14 protein-coding genes are annotated in these 18,836 nt (G+C 35.6%); 13 read left to right on the top strand and 1 reads right to left on the bottom strand.

What is annotated here, in order from left to right; translation table 11 throughout:
• Positions 1 to 33 precede the first annotated feature (33 nt).
• The 13 genes from HBB17_RS02665 to fba all read left to right on the top strand — a co-directional run bounded on the left by HBB17_RS02665 (position 34) and on the right by fba (position 17,626).
• The gene (locus tag HBB17_RS02665; RefSeq protein WP_167955536.1) at positions 34 to 759 is read left to right on the top strand and encodes a WecB/TagA/CpsF family glycosyltransferase; all 726 of its coding nucleotides are present in this window, start codon (positions 34 to 36) and stop codon (positions 757 to 759) included.
• A 169-nt stretch (positions 760 to 928) separates the two neighbouring features.
• Complete coding sequence (locus tag HBB17_RS02660) at positions 929 to 1,807, top strand: YitT family protein (protein WP_167955534.1); 879 nt, start codon at positions 929 to 931, stop codon at positions 1,805 to 1,807.
• 191 nt (positions 1,808 to 1,998) lie between these two features.
• On the top strand, positions 1,999 to 3,111 hold the full coding sequence (locus tag HBB17_RS02655) for an ABC transporter ATP-binding protein (RefSeq protein ID WP_167955532.1): 1,113 nt from the start codon (positions 1,999 to 2,001) through the stop codon (positions 3,109 to 3,111).
• Positions 3,112 to 3,619: 508 nt separating this feature from the next.
• On the top strand, positions 3,620 to 4,708 hold the full coding sequence (locus HBB17_RS02650) for a PucR family transcriptional regulator (RefSeq protein ID WP_167955530.1): 1,089 nt from the start codon (positions 3,620 to 3,622) through the stop codon (positions 4,706 to 4,708).
• A gap of 178 nt (positions 4,709 to 4,886) precedes the next feature.
• Positions 4,887 to 5,573: a cell division ATP-binding protein FtsE gene (ftsE, locus tag HBB17_RS02645; RefSeq protein WP_167955639.1), complete on the top strand. Its 687-nt coding sequence runs from the start codon at positions 4,887 to 4,889 to the stop codon at positions 5,571 to 5,573.
• On the top strand, positions 5,563 to 6,471 hold the full coding sequence (gene ftsX, locus HBB17_RS02640) for a permease-like cell division protein FtsX (RefSeq protein WP_167955528.1): 909 nt from the start codon (positions 5,563 to 5,565) through the stop codon (positions 6,469 to 6,471). Before ftsE ends, ftsX begins: the two co-directional genes overlap by 11 nt.
• 13 nt (positions 6,472 to 6,484) lie before the next feature.
• Positions 6,485 to 7,849, top strand: a complete 1,365-nt coding sequence (locus tag HBB17_RS02635) for a murein hydrolase activator EnvC family protein (protein ID WP_167955526.1) — start codon at positions 6,485 to 6,487, stop codon at positions 7,847 to 7,849.
• Positions 7,850 to 7,975: 126 nt separating this feature from the next.
• On the top strand, positions 7,976 to 9,220 hold the full coding sequence (locus HBB17_RS02630) for a S41 family peptidase (RefSeq protein WP_167955524.1): 1,245 nt from the start codon (positions 7,976 to 7,978) through the stop codon (positions 9,218 to 9,220).
• Positions 9,221 to 9,645: 425 nt separating this feature from the next.
• Positions 9,646 to 9,804, top strand: coding sequence for a hypothetical protein (locus HBB17_RS02625; RefSeq protein ID WP_167955522.1), 159 nt, complete (start codon positions 9,646 to 9,648; stop codon positions 9,802 to 9,804).
• A complete protein-coding gene (uvrB, locus tag HBB17_RS02620) occupies positions 9,791 to 11,773 on the top strand; it encodes an excinuclease ABC subunit UvrB (protein ID WP_167955520.1) in 1,983 nt (660 codons plus the stop codon). Before HBB17_RS02625 ends, uvrB begins: the two co-directional genes overlap by 14 nt.
• A 17-nt stretch (positions 11,774 to 11,790) precedes the next feature.
• Positions 11,791 to 14,658 carry an excinuclease ABC subunit UvrA gene (gene uvrA, locus HBB17_RS02615; RefSeq protein ID WP_167955518.1) on the top strand — a complete coding sequence of 956 codons (2,868 nt, stop codon included), beginning with the start codon at positions 11,791 to 11,793 and terminating at the stop codon, positions 14,656 to 14,658.
• A gap of 172 nt (positions 14,659 to 14,830) precedes the next feature.
• Entirely contained in the window at positions 14,831 to 16,561 is a 1,731-nt protein-coding gene (locus tag HBB17_RS02610) for a hypothetical protein (RefSeq protein ID WP_167955516.1), read from the top strand.
• 201 nt (positions 16,562 to 16,762) lie between these two features.
• Positions 16,763 to 17,626, top strand: a complete 864-nt coding sequence (gene fba, locus HBB17_RS02605; protein WP_167955514.1) for a class II fructose-1,6-bisphosphate aldolase — start codon at positions 16,763 to 16,765, stop codon at positions 17,624 to 17,626.
• Between the two features lie 205 nt (positions 17,627 to 17,831).
• Here fba and HBB17_RS02600 read toward each other — a convergent pair whose 3' ends face one another.
• Positions 17,832 to 18,818, bottom strand: coding sequence for an SPFH domain-containing protein (locus HBB17_RS02600; RefSeq protein ID WP_167955512.1), 987 nt, complete (start codon positions 18,816 to 18,818; stop codon positions 17,832 to 17,834).
• Positions 18,819 to 18,836: the final 18 nt, after the last annotated feature.

Below are 18,836 nucleotides of genomic sequence, written 5' to 3'. Positions count from 1 at the left end.
AGTGAGTTACTAATAGTGAGTATGGAGGTTACTATGAAGAATAAGATTAATGTAATGGGAGTGGATTTGGACGCTATATCGGTTCTAGCGTTCAGTCAGAAATTAAAAGAGTTTCTGTTAAATGATTATTTAAATATTGTGTTCCTTATTACTGCCAAAACTCTGGAGTATGCTAATGAAGATGAAGAATTCAGAAACAGTTTAACTTGTGCAGATTATATATTGCCGTCGCAGGAGATGTTACTGTATCTACCATGTCCTCACATATATGAGAATTCAAACTATGTAAGTGACTTTCATAAACTGCAATTAAGTGTTCGGAATATGGAAGGGTCTAAGAAGACAGTATTTGTAATATCAGATATGGTAAATCAAGTGGAGAGTTTTTTGAATTATAAGAGAAAAGCAGAAGACCGGTTTATAATTGCTGGTTCTTATATGGGAGATATTGTGGAGAATGAAGATCTTGTGGTGAATGAGATCAATGCTACAGCACCAGATATATTGGTTCTAGCGCTTGAAAGTCCGCAACAGGAGTTATGGATTGCTCACAATTACACAAAGTTAAATGCAAAATTATGTCTTGTGCTAGCAGACATTAAAGATGGTATGTTGAAGGAATATAATGAAATACCAAAAGTTGTGCAGAAATTAGGATTACAAGGGATCTACCATCGTTTGAAAGCGTGGAAACCGTGGAAACAAAGTAATGCAAAACGTATATTTAAGAAGAAATTAGAGAACTATAATAATAAATAACGGAAGGGTCAAAAGGGATTGGATTACACAAGACTTTTTGACCCTTGTATAAATAAGTTTAACTTTTCACTTACCACAATTAAGTAATAGGTAGTGTTATATGATGTTTGCAATTTAACTGAAAAATTCAAAAGATTTTAAATAAGTAAAGTAAAGATGGGGTCGACGTATGGAAATATTAACAAAGCGGTCAAAAGGAATGGATTGTATTCTGATTATACTTGGAACCTTGCTAGTTGCAGTCTCGGTAAATGTTGTTTATGAACCTTTGGGAATGGTAACGGGAGGTGTTTCTGGTGTAGCAATCGTGATTAAGTATTTTACAAAAAATCTTTTTCATGGTGGTATTCCAATCTGGTTTAGTAACTTAATAATTAATATTCCACTATTCTTAGCAGCAATTCTGTTAAAAGGGAAACGATTTGTGGGTAAAACCTTATTTGCAACAGTATGTTTTACCATTGCTCTATATATTGTGCCAAGTTTTGATGTGCAATACCAGGATTATCTGTTGGCTTCTGTATTTGGTGGTGTTATTGGTGGGGTAGGACTGGGACTTGTTTTTTTAACCAGCGCCACAACGGGAGGAACCGATTTATTTGGCATGATTATTCAGAAATATTTTAAACATTATACGGTACCTCAGCTGTTGATCGTAATCGATGGAGCAATCGTGTTGACGGGTGCAGCTGTATTTGGTTTAAACAAAGCGTTGTATGCAGTTATAGCAGTGTATATTAACTCAAAAGTCATGGATGGTATTCTAGAAGGATTAAAGTTTGCCAAAGTAATCTATATTATATCCGATCAGTATGAAGAGATATCCCAACATATATTGTATAAGATGGACCGTGGTGTTACAGGAATATCAGCACGAGGAATGTACTCTAATAAGGAAAAGCAGATGCTCTTTTGTGTGCTATCCAAAAAAGAAATCGCACCTGTTGTTGAGATTGTTTCTTCTATAGATAAAAGGGCTTTCATCATTGTTACAGATGCAAGGGAAGTAATGGGTGAGGGCTTTATAGAATATAGACAAGAAAACTAGAAAATTTCAGCTATTTTCTTAACAAAAACAACTATTTTAATTGCTGATATACAAATTATACAAAAGCCTATTTTTTTATTTGGTAAAATGGAGTATGGTTTTTGGGGGGTAAATGGTGTATCATAAGATTATCGAATTGGTATAATTTTAGTAAAGAGAAAATCAAGAATATTCTAGGGAGGAACTGTTTAATGGCAAGTTTATCATTAAAAAATATTAATAAAACATATCCTAATGGATTTGTAGCAGTAAAAGATTTCAATCTTGAAATCGCAGATAAAGAATTCATCATCTTCGTAGGACCATCTGGTTGTGGTAAATCTACAACTCTTCGTATGATCGCTGGTCTTGAAGAAATTACTTCAGGTGAATTATGGATCGGAGACAAATTAGTAAATGACGTAGAACCAAAAGACAGAGATATCGCAATGGTATTCCAGAACTACGCATTATATCCACATATGTCAGTATATGACAACATGGCATTTGGTCTTAAGTTAAGAAAAACTCCTAAAGATCAAATCGACAAATTAGTACATGAAGCAGCTAAGATCCTTGACATTGAACATTTATTAGACCGTAAACCAAAAGCATTATCAGGTGGTCAAAGACAACGTGTTGCCATGGGACGTGCCATCGTTCGTGATCCTAAGGTATTCCTTATGGATGAACCTCTTTCAAACCTTGATGCAAAACTTAGAGTACAGATGCGTATCGAAATCTCTAAATTACATCAAAGATTGGAAACTACTATCATCTACGTAACACATGACCAAACAGAAGCTATGACACTTGGTACAAGAATCGTAGTTATGAAAGATGGTGTTGTACAACAAGTTGATACACCAATCGCATTATATAGCAAACCAAACAACCTATTCGTTGCAGGATTCATGGGATCACCTCAAATGAACTTCATCGAAAGCAAAGTTGTTAAATCTGGTAGCGATGTTATCTTAGCATTTGGTTCATTATCAATCAAATTACCAGAAGCTAAAGCTAAAATCTTACTTGATAAAGGATATGAAAACAAAACAGTTATTCTTGGTATTCGTCCAGAAGATATTCATGATGAAGAAATCTTTATCGAAGCTAATCCAGGAAGTGTTGTTGAAGCAACAGTTAAAGTATACGAATTACTTGGTGCTGAAGTTTACTTATACTTCACAATCGATCAATTCGAAGTTACTGCTCGTGTTAATCCACGTACAACTGCAAGACCTGGTGATGTTGTTAAAGTTGCTATGGATTTATCAAAGATCCATGTATTCGACAAAGAAACAGAACAAGTTATCTGTCACTAATTATAAATTTACAAAGCTGTCCCACAAAGAAAATTGTGGGGCAGTTTTTTTATATACTAGGAAAGTCCTCCGACTTTCCTGGTATATAAACCCTCCGGGAGATGCGTACTCGCACATAAGGTAGATGTCAGCTGAAGCGGACTGTGCTTGGCGCGGAACACAAAACACCAATACTTACATTAGAGCTATTTTTATAAAAGTTTTACTTTGAAATATTTCCAATTTATTAGATACCATTTTGTTATGGCTATTGCGTTATAGGGCGTAGTTCGCTCATATTCAGTAAAAGAGAATTGGATTAAAGATAATGGTTAGACTAATTGATATAACATCATAATTGAAAAATACCTATTAGTTTAGTCAGTAAATTAATTAGACAGAAATAGATTTTGATTAATTTTGCTAGTTTTTATTGATACTTAATCGTTTTTTAGTTTACATTCAATAAAAATAGTGATAATATTATTCTAAGATAGTTTAAGTTTTGTAAACAGAGGAGTGAAATTATATGATATCAAACCAAATTCTTCAGAATACCATTGAAGGCTTAAAAGTAATTACTCGTATAGATATTTGCGTAATGGACACAGAGGGAAAAGCGCTTGCTTCCACAATTTCCAATGCCGAGGATTATGAAAGTGCGGTGTTAGCATTTGTTGATTCTCCAGCAGATAGTCAAGTGATTCAAGGGTACCAATTTTTTAAAGTTTTTGATGAACATCAGTTAGAGTACATTATCCTTGCAAAAGGAGACAGTGAAGATGTATATATGATCGGTAAGATTGCATCCTTCCAGATCCAGAATCTATTGGTTGCTTATAAGGAACGTTATGATAAGGATAACTTTATTAAGAACCTTCTTTTGGACAACCTGTTATTAGTAGACATATATAATCGCGCAAAGAAACTTCATATTGATACCGACGTTCGACGTGTTGTTTTCATTATTGAGACAAAGAATGAAAAAGATATGAACGCTTTGGAAACAGTACGCGGTTTATTCTCAACAAAAACGAAAGATTTTATTACAGCTGTAGATGAAAAGAATATTATTCTTGTAAAAGAATTAAAACAGAATGAAACATATGAGGATATGAATAAAACAGCGAAAGTTATCTTAGATATGCTGAATACGGAAGCAATGACAAAAGTTCATGTCGCTTATGGTACAATTGTTAATGAGATTAAAGATGTTTCTAGATCATACAAAGAAGCAAAGATGGCATTAGATGTAGGAAAGATTTTCTATAGCGGAAGAAATGTAGTGGCGTATAATAATCTTGGAATCGGTCGTTTGATTTATCAATTACCAATGCCATTATGTAAGATGTTTATTAAAGAAATCTTTGATGGTAAATCTCCAGATGATTTTGATGAAGAGACATTAGCTACAATTAACAAGTTCTTTGAAAATAGTTTGAATGTTTCAGAAACATCAAGACAATTATATATTCATAGAAATACTTTGGTTTATCGTTTGGATAAGTTACAAAAGAGTACGAATCTTGATTTGCGAGTATTTGAAGATGCCATTACCTTTAAGATTGCATTAATGGTAGTAAAATATATGAAATATATGGAGAGCCTAGAGTATTAAACTGTTTTGAAGTGAATTCTTCGAAATTGTAAATATAACTAATATAGCACCGATTTGCTACAGTAGAGAGGGTTTTGGCTACGGGTTTCAAATACGGTGCTAATTTTTTATGGAAGGGATACATGAGATAATGAGAAAAGAAGTGGAAGAATTGTTTGAGGAACCGATAGAACCTCCGATCATTGTGTTAGAACATGTATCAAAAACCTACTCGAATGATGTAGATGCGGTGAAGGATATTAACATAAAGATCAGAAAAGGAGAGTTCGTATTTATTGTAGGTAGCAGTGGCTCTGGGAAGTCAACACTGATTAAACTACTTTTAAAAGAAATCGAGCCAACTAGTGGAAAAATCTATGTCAATGGGAAGGATATTACACGATTACGAAGAAGAAATGTACCAAAGTTTCGTCGTAATCTGGGCATTGTATTTCAAGACTTTCGATTATTGAAAGATCGTAATGTCTTTGAAAATGTTGCATTTGCCCAGAGGGTAATAGAGAAACCAATCCGTACCATACAGAGAAATGTTCCTTCCATTTTATCATTGGTAGGGCTTTCGGATAAACAGGAAGCATTCCCAAAGGAATTATCAGGCGGGGAACAGCAAAGAGTTGCTTTGGCACGAGCATTGGTAAATAATCCGTTAATTTTATTGGCAGATGAACCAACTGGTAATCTAGACCCTAAGAATTCATGGGAAATCATGTCTTTATTAGATGAAATAAACAAAAGAGGAACCACTGTAGTAGTAGTTACACATAATGTGGAAATTGTAGATGCAATGCAAAAACGAGTTATAACAATGAACAAAGGTGTCATGATTAATGACGAGCAAAAAGGTGGTTATTCAAATGAAATTTAGTTCAATCGTGTATAGTATCAAACAGGGATTTAAGAATATTCACCGTAATCGTATGTTTTCTTTGGCTTCTATTGGAACCATAGCGACTTGTCTGTTTTTATTTGGAATCTTTTATTTTATTCTTGCTAATTTTCGATATACAGTTAAGATTGAGGAAAAGTCGGTAGGAATTTCAATCTTTTTTGATGATGGAGCTACACAGGAACAGATTGATGCCATTGGGGAACAGATCAAAGCAAGACCAGAGGTTGCTACGATGGAATACATATCGGCGGAGCAGGCTTGGGAAAAGTATAAACAAGATACATTTGCCAACGAACAGGAATTGGTCGATACATTCCAAGATGATAATCCATTAGCAGATTCGGCGTCTTATGTGGTGTATCTGGATAACGTTTCACAACAACCAGAATTCGTTGAATATGTGCAGCACATTGATGGTGTCAGAAAAGTTAATAATTCCGACAAGTTAGCAAAAGGGTTAAGTGATTTTAATATTCTTCTTGGATATGGTTCCGCTGCAATCATTATATTGCTTTTAGCTGTTGCTATATTCCTAATCAGTACAACAATCACAATGGGAATCTCTGTTCGTAAGGAAGAGATTTCAATCATGAAGTTAATTGGAGCAACCGATTATTTTGTTCGATCTCCATTTATTGTTGAAGGAATTATTATTGGATTGATTGGTGCAATGATCCCATTGTTTATTCTTTATCTGATCTATAATCAAGCAATTACCTATATTGGACAGAAGTTTAGTATTTTGTCGAATATTCTACACTTTTTGAATATTAATCATGTATTTGGTACGTTGATCCCAATATCATTAGCAATGGGAGTGGGAATTGGTTTGATTGGTAGTATTATCACAGTAAGAAAACATTTACGCGTGTAACTCATTGAAATGTATGCAGATTAAGAAAGGTATGTGCAAAATGAAAAGATGGAAGCGTTGGAATCAGCTCGGAATCTTTCTTCTTGTATCTCTTTTAACATTTACCTCCGTTTATACTGTTTTTGCATCAGAGATTAACGATGCAAAAACGGAAAAAAGTGATTTGGAAAAAAAGAAGAAAGAAACAGAGGCTAAGATTCAACAGTTAGAAAAAGAAAAAGGGAATATTGTCTCGTACATTGAGAAGATGGATCAACAACTGAATGAGTTGAATAAGGAGATTGTAGATCTGACAGAACAAATCGAAACAGAAACTGCAGAGTTAAAAACGACAAAAAAGAATTTAAAAAAGGCGCAAAAAACTGAAAAAAACCAGTATGAGACAATGAAAAAGAGAATAAAGTATATGTATGAGAATGGAAACACCAATTACATAGATATTATTCTCGGCGCAGCAGATATGTCAGATATGCTAAATCGTGCGGAATATATTGAGAAGATCATGGAATATGATCGTACGATGTTAACGAATTATAAAGAAACGAAGGTTGAAATTGAGAAAACAAAAAAGAAAATTGAAGAAAAGATTGATGAACTGGAACAGTTGAATGAAGAAGTTACTTACGAGAAAGAAACTGTTGAAAAGTTGATTGATAAGAAGTCAAAAGAAGTTGAAAAATATAATGCCAATATCGATGCTTCAGAAACAATGGTAAACAATTATACCAATGCAATTCAAGAACAGGAAAATCTGATTGAAAAGCTGTTGGAAGAAGAAAGAAAACGAATTGAGGCAGAGGAAAAGAGAAAGAAAGAAGAAGAAGAGAGGAAGAGAAAAGAGGAAGAAGAACGGAAGAAAAAAGAAGAGCAGAGCCAACAAAGTAATAATTCTAATAATTCGAGCAATAATAACTCCAATGGAAATAACTCGAATAATAATTCTGACTCCAATGATTCTAATTCTGGTGGTTCCAATTCCAACTCCCAAAGTGGATTTACATGGCCAGTACCTTCTAGTCATAAGATCACTTCTTACTTTGGTAACCGTGGGCAACCAACAAGTGGAGCTAGTACGTATCATCAAGGAATTGATATTGGTGCTCCTACAGGTACAGCAATCGTTGCTGCAAAAGCAGGTACCGTTGTTACAGCTTCATATAGTGCAGGAGCTGGTAATTACATTATGATCTCCCATGGCGATAGCGTTTACACTGTTTACATGCATTGTTCACAATTGCTAGTATCAGTGGGGCAGAAGGTTAGTGGGGGAGAAAAGATTGCTCTTGTGGGATCCACAGGAATATCAACTGGTCCACATCTACATTTTGGTGTTAATGTGAATGGAACATATGTGAATCCACTGAATTATGTGAATTAAGTTTGTTTGGTGAACCAGATGAAACATAGATTTACAAGATAGAAAAATGAAGCTCAAAGGAATCGAACGGACAAAAATAGGCTGACAAAGAAATCGGACTGACAAAGAAAGGATATGACAGCGTTTATGAAAAATCGTTATTTTCAAGGTATGCTGGTTGGATTGTTAGTATCAACATTGTTTTTTGGTATATTATTTGCTGGATACGTAAAGAGCACTTCAACAGAAGGCACAAGTGATGGAGGATCAAATACAGCTATAAGCGCATCAAATGATAGCGCCCTCTTGAATTCGAAGGTTCAAACAAAGGTAAATCAACTTACGGCTATAATTGACAAATATTATTTAAATACAATTGATAAAGAGAAGATGGCCGAAGGTGTGTACAAAGGAATACTAAATAGTTTAGAAGATCCCTACTCCGTATATTATACGGAGTCAGAATTTGCTGATTTGATGGAATCTTCTTCTGGAAGTTATTGTGGAATTGGAGCATATGTTAGCCAGGATATAAAAACAGGTATTATTACGATTGTCAAACCATTTGAGAATGGTCCTGCATATGAAGCGGGTATCTTACCTGGTGATATTGTATACAAAGTGTTAGGAGAAGAAGTTACAGGTAAGGATTTATCAGAGATTGTTGGTAAGATGAAAGGCAAGGAAGGTACAACCGTTGATATGGAGGTTGTACGAGAAGGGGAAGCAGATCCAATCAAGCTGACCATTACCAGACGTGAGATTGAAGTACCAACTATTACGTATGAAATGCTAGATGACCAGATTGGTTATATTCAAATTGCAGAGTTTGATGAAGTTACAGGTCATCAATTCCGTTCTGCTATTGATGATTTGGAAAAACAGGGTATGAAAGGTCTTGTTATCGATCTTCGTAATAATCCAGGAGGTTTGTTGGATACTGTATGTGATATGCTGGATCGAATGTTGCCGGAAGGGTTAATCGTATATACAGAAGACAAGAATGGAACTCGTACCGATGAAGTACGTTCTACGGCAAAAGAATCTTTTGATAAACCACTTGTTGTTATGGTAAATGGTAATAGTGCAAGTGCATCAGAAGTATTCGCAGGAGCAATTCAGGATTATGGTATTGGAACAATACTTGGTACTACAAGTTTCGGAAAAGGAATTGTACAATCGGTAATTCCTCTACCAGATGGAAGTGGCGTTAAAGTGACCGTTTCCAAATATTATACACCTAATGGTCGAAACATTCATGGAACCGGTATAGAACCAGATGTAGTAGTGGAACTTGATGAATCGTTGAAGACTAAGGTTACCGTAGAAAAATCAGAAGATAACCAATTACAGGAAGCAATCAAAGTGATTGAAGAAAAAGCTAATAAATAAAAGGCAATTAATTAACTAAAAGGCAAATACGTGAAGATTTAATACGGGAATATGAATATAAGGATAATGATGTAATTTTGTAATAAGGTAAGCGGTCAATAGGCAAGAAGAATGCAGATCAAGAATGTGTATTCTTCTTGCCTTTATTTGTGTACTTATCGTTATGATTCTCGATGAATAAGAAAAAAGTATAGAAAATCGGATAATTGTCATGGGTGACTTAATTTAGCAGTGTATGAAGTTATCAGAAATGTTTATATTATATAAGAAAGAAGCTTATTCGAAAATGAAAACATCACAATTGTACGGATGTGATGCTTAGAAGTAAATGTATATGAAGGTTAATCATATTCAATCTACTAATTACATGGAAGATACGAAGTTATAGTATTTCTGGTATAACATTATGTTTTGAGGGGGCTGGGATGAACAAAGTATACTTTTTAAAAACAGAACAAACATTCGAAAATATGTTGATTTTAGGAAATGCATATGATATAATTGGCATCAAAGTATGGATACGGAAAATAAATTATTTCAGTGATACAGTTACAAAAGAAAGGAAAGAGCATGGATCATTTTAATCTTGTATCAGAGTTTGCTCCTACGGGAGATCAGCCACAAGCGATTGAAGATTTGGTAAAAGGATTTCAAGAGGGAAATCAATTTCAAACGCTACTTGGTGTTACCGGTTCCGGTAAAACATTTACAATGGCCAATGTTATTCAAGCATTGAATAAGCCTACATTGATCATTGCGCACAATAAAACACTTGCTGCTCAGCTATACGGAGAGTTCAAAGAGTTCTTTCCAGATAATGCAGTCGAGTATTTTGTAAGTTATTATGATTATTATCAACCAGAAGCATATGTACCTTCTACAGATACATTTATAGAAAAGGATTCAGCCATCAATGATGAAATCGATAAACTGCGACATTCTGCTACAGCAGCGTTGACTGAACGGAGAGATGTTATAATTGTAGCAAGTGTCTCTTGCATCTATGGATTAGGTGCACCAGTAGACTACCAGAACATGACGTTGTCGTTGCGACCGGGTATGATGAAAGATCGTGACGATGTTTTGAGAAGATTAGTAGATATTCAATATGCCAGAAATGATATGGATTTCAAACGTGGTAGTTTTCGTGTACGCGGGGATGTAGTGGAGATATTTCCAGTTTCATCAACAGATACAGCGGTGAGAGTTGAGTTTTTTGGTGACGAGATTGATCGTATCACAGAAATTGATGTATTGACAGGAGAAGTAAAGTGTTCATTGGAACATATAGTTTTGTTCCCTGCCTCTCACTATGTTGTTCCACCTGATAAACTTAAGGAAGCCATTGGAAAGATCGAAGCAGAACTAGATGAACGAGTAATGTATTTTAAAAAAGAAGGAAAGTTATTAGAAGCACAAAGAATAGCGGAACGGACAAATTTTGATGTAGAGATGCTACGGGAAACAGGTTTTTGTTCTGGAATTGAAAACTACTCGGGACCGATGTCTGGACAAGCACCGGGGAGTACCCCTTATACGTTGATGGACTATTTTCCTGATGACTTTTTAATCATTGTGGATGAATCCCATATAACGATACCACAGGTACGAGGTATGTATTCTGGTGACCGATCCAGAAAAGAAACACTTGTAAACTACGGTTTTCGACTTCCATCTGCATTGGATAATCGTCCACTTAATTTTCAAGAGTTTGAGAGCAAGATTAATCAAATGATGTTTGTATCTGCAACACCGAACGTTTATGAGAAAGAACATGAACTTTTACGTACAGAACAGATTATTCGTCCAACAGGATTATTGGATCCAATCATCGAAGTGAAACCGGTAGAAGGACAGATTGATGATCTAATAGGAGAAGTGAATAAAGAGGTTGCCAATAAGAATAAGATCTTAGTTACTACATTAACGAAACGTATGGCAGAAGATCTGACAGATTATATGAGAGAAGTAGGAATCCGAGTTAAATACCTGCATTCAGATATCGACACCTTAGAACGTTCCGAGATTATTCGTGATATGCGACTTGATGTATTCGATGTCTTGGTTGGTATTAACTTATTGCGTGAAGGACTTGATATTCCAGAGATTACATTGGTCGCTATTCTTGATGCAGATAAAGAAGGTTTCTTACGTTCGGAGACTTCCTTAATTCAGACAGTTGGTCGTGCTGCACGTAACTCTCAAGGTCGTGTCATCATGTACGCGGATAAGATTACGGATTCCATGAATAAAGCAATTACAGAGACCAATCGTCGTCGAGAAATCCAACAACGTTACAATGAGGAACATGGAATTACACCTACAACCATTAATAAAAAGGTTCGTGAGTTGATTAGCATTTCCAAGAAAGTAGAAAAGGAAATGTACAGCATGGAGAAAGATTATGAATCCATGACAAAGAAGGAATTAGAAGCGGTAATTAAGAAGATAACCAAAGAGATGCATACAGCAGCTGCAGAACTAAACTTCGAATTGGCGGCACAATTGAGGGATAAACTACTTGAATTAAAGAAGCATCTTAATGAATTTTAAGAAAACATGGTGATGAGATGATAAAAGAAGAGATAAATCATAAAAAGTATATAAAGATCCGTGGTGCAAAAGAACATAATCTAAAAGATATCAGCCTAGATATTCCGAGAGATGAGTTTGTTGTACTTACAGGACTAAGTGGATCAGGTAAATCCTCTCTTGCATTTGATACCATTTATGCGGAAGGTCAGAGAAGGTACATGGAATCGCTATCTTCCTATGCTAGACAATTCTTGGGACAGATGGAAAAACCAAATGTGGAGAATATTGAAGGATTACCACCAGCGATATCCATTGATCAAAAATCAACCAATCGTAATCCAAGATCAACAGTAGGTACGGTTACCGAAATCTATGATTATTTTCGTCTGCTATATGCAAGAGTAGGTACGCCACATTGTCCAAAGTGTGGAAAAGAGATCAAAAAACAGACCGTAGATCAAATGGTTGATGAGATTATGAAACTGCCAGAGCGCACGAAGATACAGTTGTTAGCGCCTGTTGTCCGAGGAAGAAAGGGAGAACATGTTAAACTGTTTGAGCAAGCAAAACGAAGTGGTTATGTTCGTGTAATGGTTGATGGCTCTCTTTATGAGTTGAATGAAGAGATTAAGTTAGACAAGAATAAGAAACATAATATTGAAATCATAGTTGACCGTCTTGTTGTGAAAGAAGGAATTGAAAAGCGTTTGTCGGATTCCATTGAAAGTGTGTTGAAACTGGCAGATGGATTGCTTTTTGTGGACGTCATTGATGGAGAACAATTAACATTTAGCCAAAATTTTGCATGTCCAGATTGCGGTATTAGTATAGATGAGATTGAACCTAGAAATTTCTCCTTTAATAATCCATTTGGTGCTTGTCCAGATTGTTATGGTATTGGTATTAAGATGGAGTTTGATGAAGAGCTTATGATCCCAAATCGATCGTTAAGCTTATCACAAGGAGCAATTACGGTATTAGGCTGGCAATCAGCCACGGATCCTTCTTCTTACACATATGCGATTTTAAAAGCTTTGGCAAAAGAGTATGAGTTCAGTTTGGACACTCCTTATGAACAATTATCGGAAGATGTTCGTAATATGCTGATCTATGGTACGAACGGAAAAAGTGTGAAGGTTTATTATAAAGGTCAACGTGGAGAGGGAGTTTATGACGTAGCATTCGAGGGATTAATCAAGAATGTAGAACGTCGTTATCGTGAAACGGGATCTGATAGTACAAAACAAGAGTATGAAACCTTTATGAAAACGACGCCATGCAAATGTTGTGGTGGAAAGCGGTTGAAGAAGGAATCTTTAGCAGTAACGGTTGGAGATCGCAATATTTCTGATCTTACAGAATTATCAGTTCGGGATTTATCTAAGTTTATGAATGAATTAACGTTGACTCCTATGCAGTTGAGTATCGGTAAATTAATCTTAAAAGAGATTCGTGCCCGACTTACATTCTTGATTGATGTAGGATTGGATTATTTATCGCTTGCAAGAGCAACGGGTACTTTATCAGGTGGAGAAGCACAACGTATCCGTCTTGCTACACAGATCGGTTCTGGTTTAGTTGGCGTGGCATATATCTTGGATGAGCCAAGTATAGGACTTCATCAGCGAGATAACGATAAGTTATTGAAAACGTTGAATAATCTGAAGGATTTAGGTAATACATTAATTGTTGTGGAACATGATGAAGATACGATGTTTGCAGCAGATTATATTGTAGATATTGGACCTGGAGCAGGTTCTCATGGCGGGATGGTTGTAGCGGAAGGAAATGCACAGGATATAATGAAAAATCCAAACTCTGTAACAGGAGCATATCTTAGTGGAAGAAAACGAATACCAATACCAAAAGAACGAAGAAAGCCAACAGATTATATTAAGATTAAAGGTGCCAAAGAGAATAACCTTAAGAATGTTAATGTAGATATACCGTTAGGAATTATGACATGTGTAACAGGGGTATCAGGATCAGGAAAGAGTTCTCTTGTTAATGAGATTTTATACAAACGGTTGGCTAGGGACTTAAATCGTGCACGTTGTATTCCTGGCAAGCATACAGATATTATTGGCATTGAAAAACTGGATAAAGTCATTGATATTGATCAATCGCCAATCGGTCGTACGCCACGATCCAATCCAGCTACTTATACAGGCGTATTCGATCAAATTCGTGATTTGTTTGCAACAACACCAGATGCAAAGGCAAAGGGTTATAAAAAAGGACGATTCAGCTTCAATATCAAAGGTGGTCGTTGTGAAGCTTGTGGTGGAGATGGAATCTTAAAAATCGAGATGAACTTCCTTCCAGATGTATATGTTCCTTGTGAAGTATGTGAAGGGAAACGTTATAATCGTGAGACATTAGAAGTGAAGTACAAGGGAAAAAATATTTATGATGTTCTAGATATGACAGTTGAAGAAGCATTAAAGTTCTTTGAGAATATGCCATCCATTCGTAGGAAGATTGAATCCTTAAATGACGTTGGTCTATCCTATGTGAAACTGGGGCAACCATCTACAACCTTATCCGGTGGAGAAGCGCAAAGAATCAAACTTGCTACAGAATTAAGCAAACGTAGCACTGGTAAGACTATTTATATATTAGATGAGCCAACTACTGGATTACATTTTGCGGATGTTCATAAATTAATTGAAATTCTAAGAAGATTATCAGATGGAGGTAACACGGTTGTAGTAATCGAACACAACCTCGATGTGATTAAGACAGCAGACTACATCATTGATATTGGACCAGAAGGTGGCGATCAGGGTGGAACAGTCATTGCCACAGGAACACCAGAGGAAATTACCAAATGCAAAAAGTCCTATACAGGAATCTATATTAAGAAACAGTTGGAGCGAGAATATCCAATGGAAGAGGAATAGAAGAATAAACGCCACAGAAAGAGAGGTCTTTTTGTGGCGTTTTAATTCCCCTTTCTATCTAGTTAAAAGATGACAGGTATGGTATAATAGGGTAGTCAAAAAGAGAATAGGAGTTCAAATAAAGGTAGAGTCATGAAACTTGAGAATAGAAAAGTGACGAGGTGAGAGTGGGATGAAAAAAGTTTTACCAATTATTTTGGTACTTTTATTATTTTGCAGTGGGTGCAGACAAAGTAAAACACCTGACGCAAACAATAAGGGAGAGCAACAAACAATAACAGAAGAGGATAAAGATAAACATAGAAATGGGGAAGAAGTACAGAGAGCTCATCTAAATCTGAAAGACAATGAATGGTATTTTATTGGAGATAATGATTTAGATTATGGATATGAAAAGGTAGTATTCTTTGATTCTGATATGAATGTAATGAAGTACTTTGAGAACGCAGTACTTCCCAATAATTCCATGGGTACTATAGATACAAGTAAACCGGTTGTTTTGGGTGTATTGGATGAGGAGAAAAGAAAAGGAACCATCATAGAACCAAATCAATATACGTATGGATTGTATGACCTAAAAAATGACTTGTGGATTATTCCTATGGAGTACAGTTCCCTTATACGATATGATAACGATTGTTATGTAGCTACACTTTATAATGAAGAGTTGGATACGACTACAATGACGATTTATGACCTTCAGGGAGATGTATTGAATGAAGGCGTTGATCTAACGAATCGATATGTAGCATGTTTGGGTTCTTATCTATGGACCGTTTCCTATGATGGAGAACAACCGATTGAAATCTATGATTCGATGGGGACTTGTACAAGAACGCTTGCAAAAAGTTATGGAATGGTACATGGTGCGTATTTTGTAGCATCAAGTATGGATACGGGCGATATTATATATGATGGCGCGGGAGAACCGGCAGTAACGAAAGAGATCGTAGTGAAAACCTGCAAGCTAAAAGATGTAGAGAACGAACATTTCTTTGTAGTGAATTACAATGATTATAGTCAAATGATAGAGGCTCAAATTGGTAAATACCAGTTGATTTTAAAGAAGGATGGCAGTTTAGTAAGCTGTATTAATCAAGAAGAATATCCAGATAAGAGAGTTTCAGTGGAATATTGGCTGTACTGTGTAACGGATAGTACGAATGTAGTGGATAGCCAGAAGGAAGACGCAGTGAAAGTTGCTGGAGTCGATGGTGTTGACTTTAATGAAGAAGCAGATGAAGAGTCTATAGGTGATGAAAGCGATTCGCTTGATTCGGATAATGAGGAATATGGAATTGTTACAGACAAGGAAGAGACAATTTATGATGAAACGAAGAACGAAGGTAACATTGCCTATTACGACCAAGAGGGAAATCATTTGGTAACTACAACAGGAGAAGAGTTCCAAGGACATCTTCAACCATATGGTGTAGACTTTACACCACATGCATTATTCTATAAAAATGAAAATGGGTTTGAAATCTATGATTATGAATGTCAAGAAACCTATCAATACGCGATTAAAGAGTTTGGAATTGTTGAGATTCAGTCTCCTTTACAAGGATACTATATGATTACAAATGAACTGGATGAAGAAACGAATATCAGCATTTATTATAAAGATACTTTACTCGCAGAAGGTTCAAACTTAGTTATCCAAGTTCTCAACGGCGATATGATCATTAGTGATTATTCAGAAGAGTATGCTTTAGATGAAGTCTCGCAGATTTATGATCGAAAAGGAAGGAAAGTTTACGAATCTCCATGTTATGAAGCAATTGAGCAGATTGGTACAAATTATCTTCTTGTACAGAGAGAGGGAATACGAACAATTGTTGATTATGATGGAAATGTAGTATGTGCTTTTGATGGAGAAATCCAGGTGCAGCCCCAAGAATAAGGAAATACAGTAAATGTTAAAAAAATATCAATTAATGGTTCCTTTTTGGATTCAAATGCGTTATAATAATAGCGATATACAACATAGGACGTTTAGTGTATGATTGTTAGTCATAACAGGCGTACCGAAGAAAATGAAATGTAAAAACATTTGACTCGTTGGATACAAAATTATCAGAATGAAAGATATGGAGGATGAAATATGTTAGTATCAGCAAAAGACATGCTTAACAAAGCAAAAGCAGGAAAATATGCAGTAGGTCAATTCAACATCAACAACTTAGAATGGACAAAAGCAATTTTACTAACAGCACAAGAAAACAATTCACCAGTAATTCTTGGTGTTTCTGAAGGCGCTGGAAAATACATGGGTGGATATCATGCAGTTGTTGGTATGGTTAAAGGTTTAATTCAAGACCTTAATATTACAGTACCAGTAGCTTTACACCTTGATCATGGCAGCTTTGAAGGTGCTAAGAAATGTATCGAAGCCGGATTCTCTTCTATCATGTTTGATGGTTCACACTATCCAATCGAAGAAAATATCGCTAAGACTACAGAACTTGTTAAAACTTGTAACGACTTAGGCTTATCATTAGAAGCTGAAGTTGGTTCAATTGGTGGAGAAGAAGATGGAGTAGTTGGTGCAGGTGAATGTGCAGATCCAGAAGAATGTAAACAAATCGCTGATCTTGGTGTTACAATGTTAGCAGCTGGTATTGGTAATATCCATGGAAAATATCCAGCTAACTGGGCTGGTTTAAGCTTTGAAACATTAGCAGCTGTAAGCGAAAAAGTTGGAGCTATGCCATTAGTACTTCATGGTGGTACTGGAATTCCAGAAGACATGATTAAAAAAGCAATCTCTTTAGGTGTTGCTAAGATTAATGTTAATACAGAATGTCAATTATCATTCGCAGAAGCTACTCGTAAATATATTGAAGCTGGTAAAGATCTTGAAGGTAAAGGTTTTGACCCTCGTAAATTACTTGCTCCAGGATTTGAAGCAATTAAAGCAACAGTTAAAGAAAAAATGGAACTTTTCGGTTCAGTAAATAAGGCTTAATAACTCAATGATTATTGCTTAAGAAATAAAGCTTTATTATATTTAATAATTTTAACTAAATAATTATAGCAATTTCGTGTAAATAAAAGGAGGTCAAAATGTATTTTGACCTCCTTTTTTAATATATAGGAAAGTTCTCGAACTTTCCTATATATTAAACCCTTTGGGGAATGCGCACTAGCACTTAACTTAAATTACGCTGTAATTAGATGAGTTTCTGTCCACAGTTAGGACAGAAGTTGGCTTCGCCAGTTTTTTGACCGCAATTCGGACAGAAATTAGGTTTGCTAGTAGAAGGATTCCCTTGAACAGGAGCTGCTTGCATAGGAGCGCCCTGCATAGTATTACCTTGATTCATATTTTGCATCATTTGATTAGCCATGTTCATACCCATCATCATACCAGCCATATCTGCAGCTGTACCACCACCACGTACATTACCATTGGCAATACCGTCAACCATTGAAACTTGCTGATAAGTATTCATATTACCGATCATGCTGTGAGAAGCATTTTTCTCAATCATTTTTTGAATACTTTCTGGGTAGTTGAAGCTCATGATCTGGAAAGCAGTTATGGTCATACCTTGATCAAAAAGTTGCATATCAAGATCTTCTTTGATACCTTTCGCAATATCAAAAGACATTGCTTGGAGGTTGAACATATCTTTTCCTTCTTTAACAATCCATTTCATAAGTAATTGATCTAATATAGCTGTAATTCTCAGCTTAACATCTTCTACAAAATAAGAAGCCTTAACACCGGCAATCTTATCGATCAGTTTAATATAGTCATTAATTTTAAAACTAAATGTACCATTCGCACGAATAGGCATTCCACCTGGCAATTGAGGAGTTGGAATATTGATTGGATTCTGCGTACCCCAGCGAACAAGGAATTCTTTTGTGTTTATGAATAATACTTCAGCACGCATACCACTATTAAACCCAAATTTGAATCCTTTTAATGTAGAAAGGAATGGAATGATCTGAGATTCAATATCATAATCCCCTTCATCTGTGAAGATACCTTCAATCTTGCCGTTGTATAGAAAAATTGCATCTTGACCAGGTCGAATAATCAAACGGCTTCCTTTCTTAATTTCTTGATTTGACCATTTATAGAAAATCATATCTTCGCGGAATTCGTTCCATTCAACAACGTTTGAAAATTGATTAGAGAATAAGCCCATAGTAATTAACTCCTTTTA

Origin of the sequence: Anaerosporobacter faecicola (assembly GCF_012070565.1) — a bacterium.
Taxonomy (GTDB): Bacteria; Bacillota; Clostridia; order Lachnospirales; family Lachnospiraceae; genus Anaerosporobacter; species Anaerosporobacter faecicola.
The sequence above is the reverse complement of the archived record's forward strand: the minus strand, read 5'-3'. Positions and strand labels throughout refer to the sequence as shown.

Coding starts and splice junctions, on each gene's coding strand:
- HBB17_RS02665 (WP_167955536.1), top strand. CDS start 34: ATGAAGAATAAGATTAATGTAATGGGAGTGGATTTGGACGCTATATCG.
- uvrA (WP_167955518.1), top strand. CDS start 11,791: ATGATAAAAGAAGAGATAAATCATAAAAAGTATATAAAGATCCGTGGT.
- HBB17_RS02625 (WP_167955522.1), top strand. CDS start 9,646: ATGAACAAAGTATACTTTTTAAAAACAGAACAAACATTCGAAAATATG.
- HBB17_RS02635 (WP_167955526.1), top strand. CDS start 6,485: ATGCAGATTAAGAAAGGTATGTGCAAAATGAAAAGATGGAAGCGTTGG.
- HBB17_RS02655 (WP_167955532.1), top strand. CDS start 1,999: ATGGCAAGTTTATCATTAAAAAATATTAATAAAACATATCCTAATGGA.
- fba (WP_167955514.1), top strand. CDS start 16,763: ATGTTAGTATCAGCAAAAGACATGCTTAACAAAGCAAAAGCAGGAAAA.
- ftsX (WP_167955528.1), top strand. CDS start 5,563: ATGAAATTTAGTTCAATCGTGTATAGTATCAAACAGGGATTTAAGAAT.
- HBB17_RS02630 (WP_167955524.1), top strand. CDS start 7,976: ATGAAAAATCGTTATTTTCAAGGTATGCTGGTTGGATTGTTAGTATCA.
- HBB17_RS02650 (WP_167955530.1), top strand. CDS start 3,620: ATGATATCAAACCAAATTCTTCAGAATACCATTGAAGGCTTAAAAGTA.
- HBB17_RS02610 (WP_167955516.1), top strand. CDS start 14,831: ATGAAAAAAGTTTTACCAATTATTTTGGTACTTTTATTATTTTGCAGT.
- uvrB (WP_167955520.1), top strand. CDS start 9,791: ATGGATCATTTTAATCTTGTATCAGAGTTTGCTCCTACGGGAGATCAG.
- HBB17_RS02600 (WP_167955512.1), bottom strand. CDS start 18,818: ATGGGCTTATTCTCTAATCAATTTTCAAACGTTGTTGAATGGAACGAA.
- HBB17_RS02660 (WP_167955534.1), top strand. CDS start 929: ATGGAAATATTAACAAAGCGGTCAAAAGGAATGGATTGTATTCTGATT.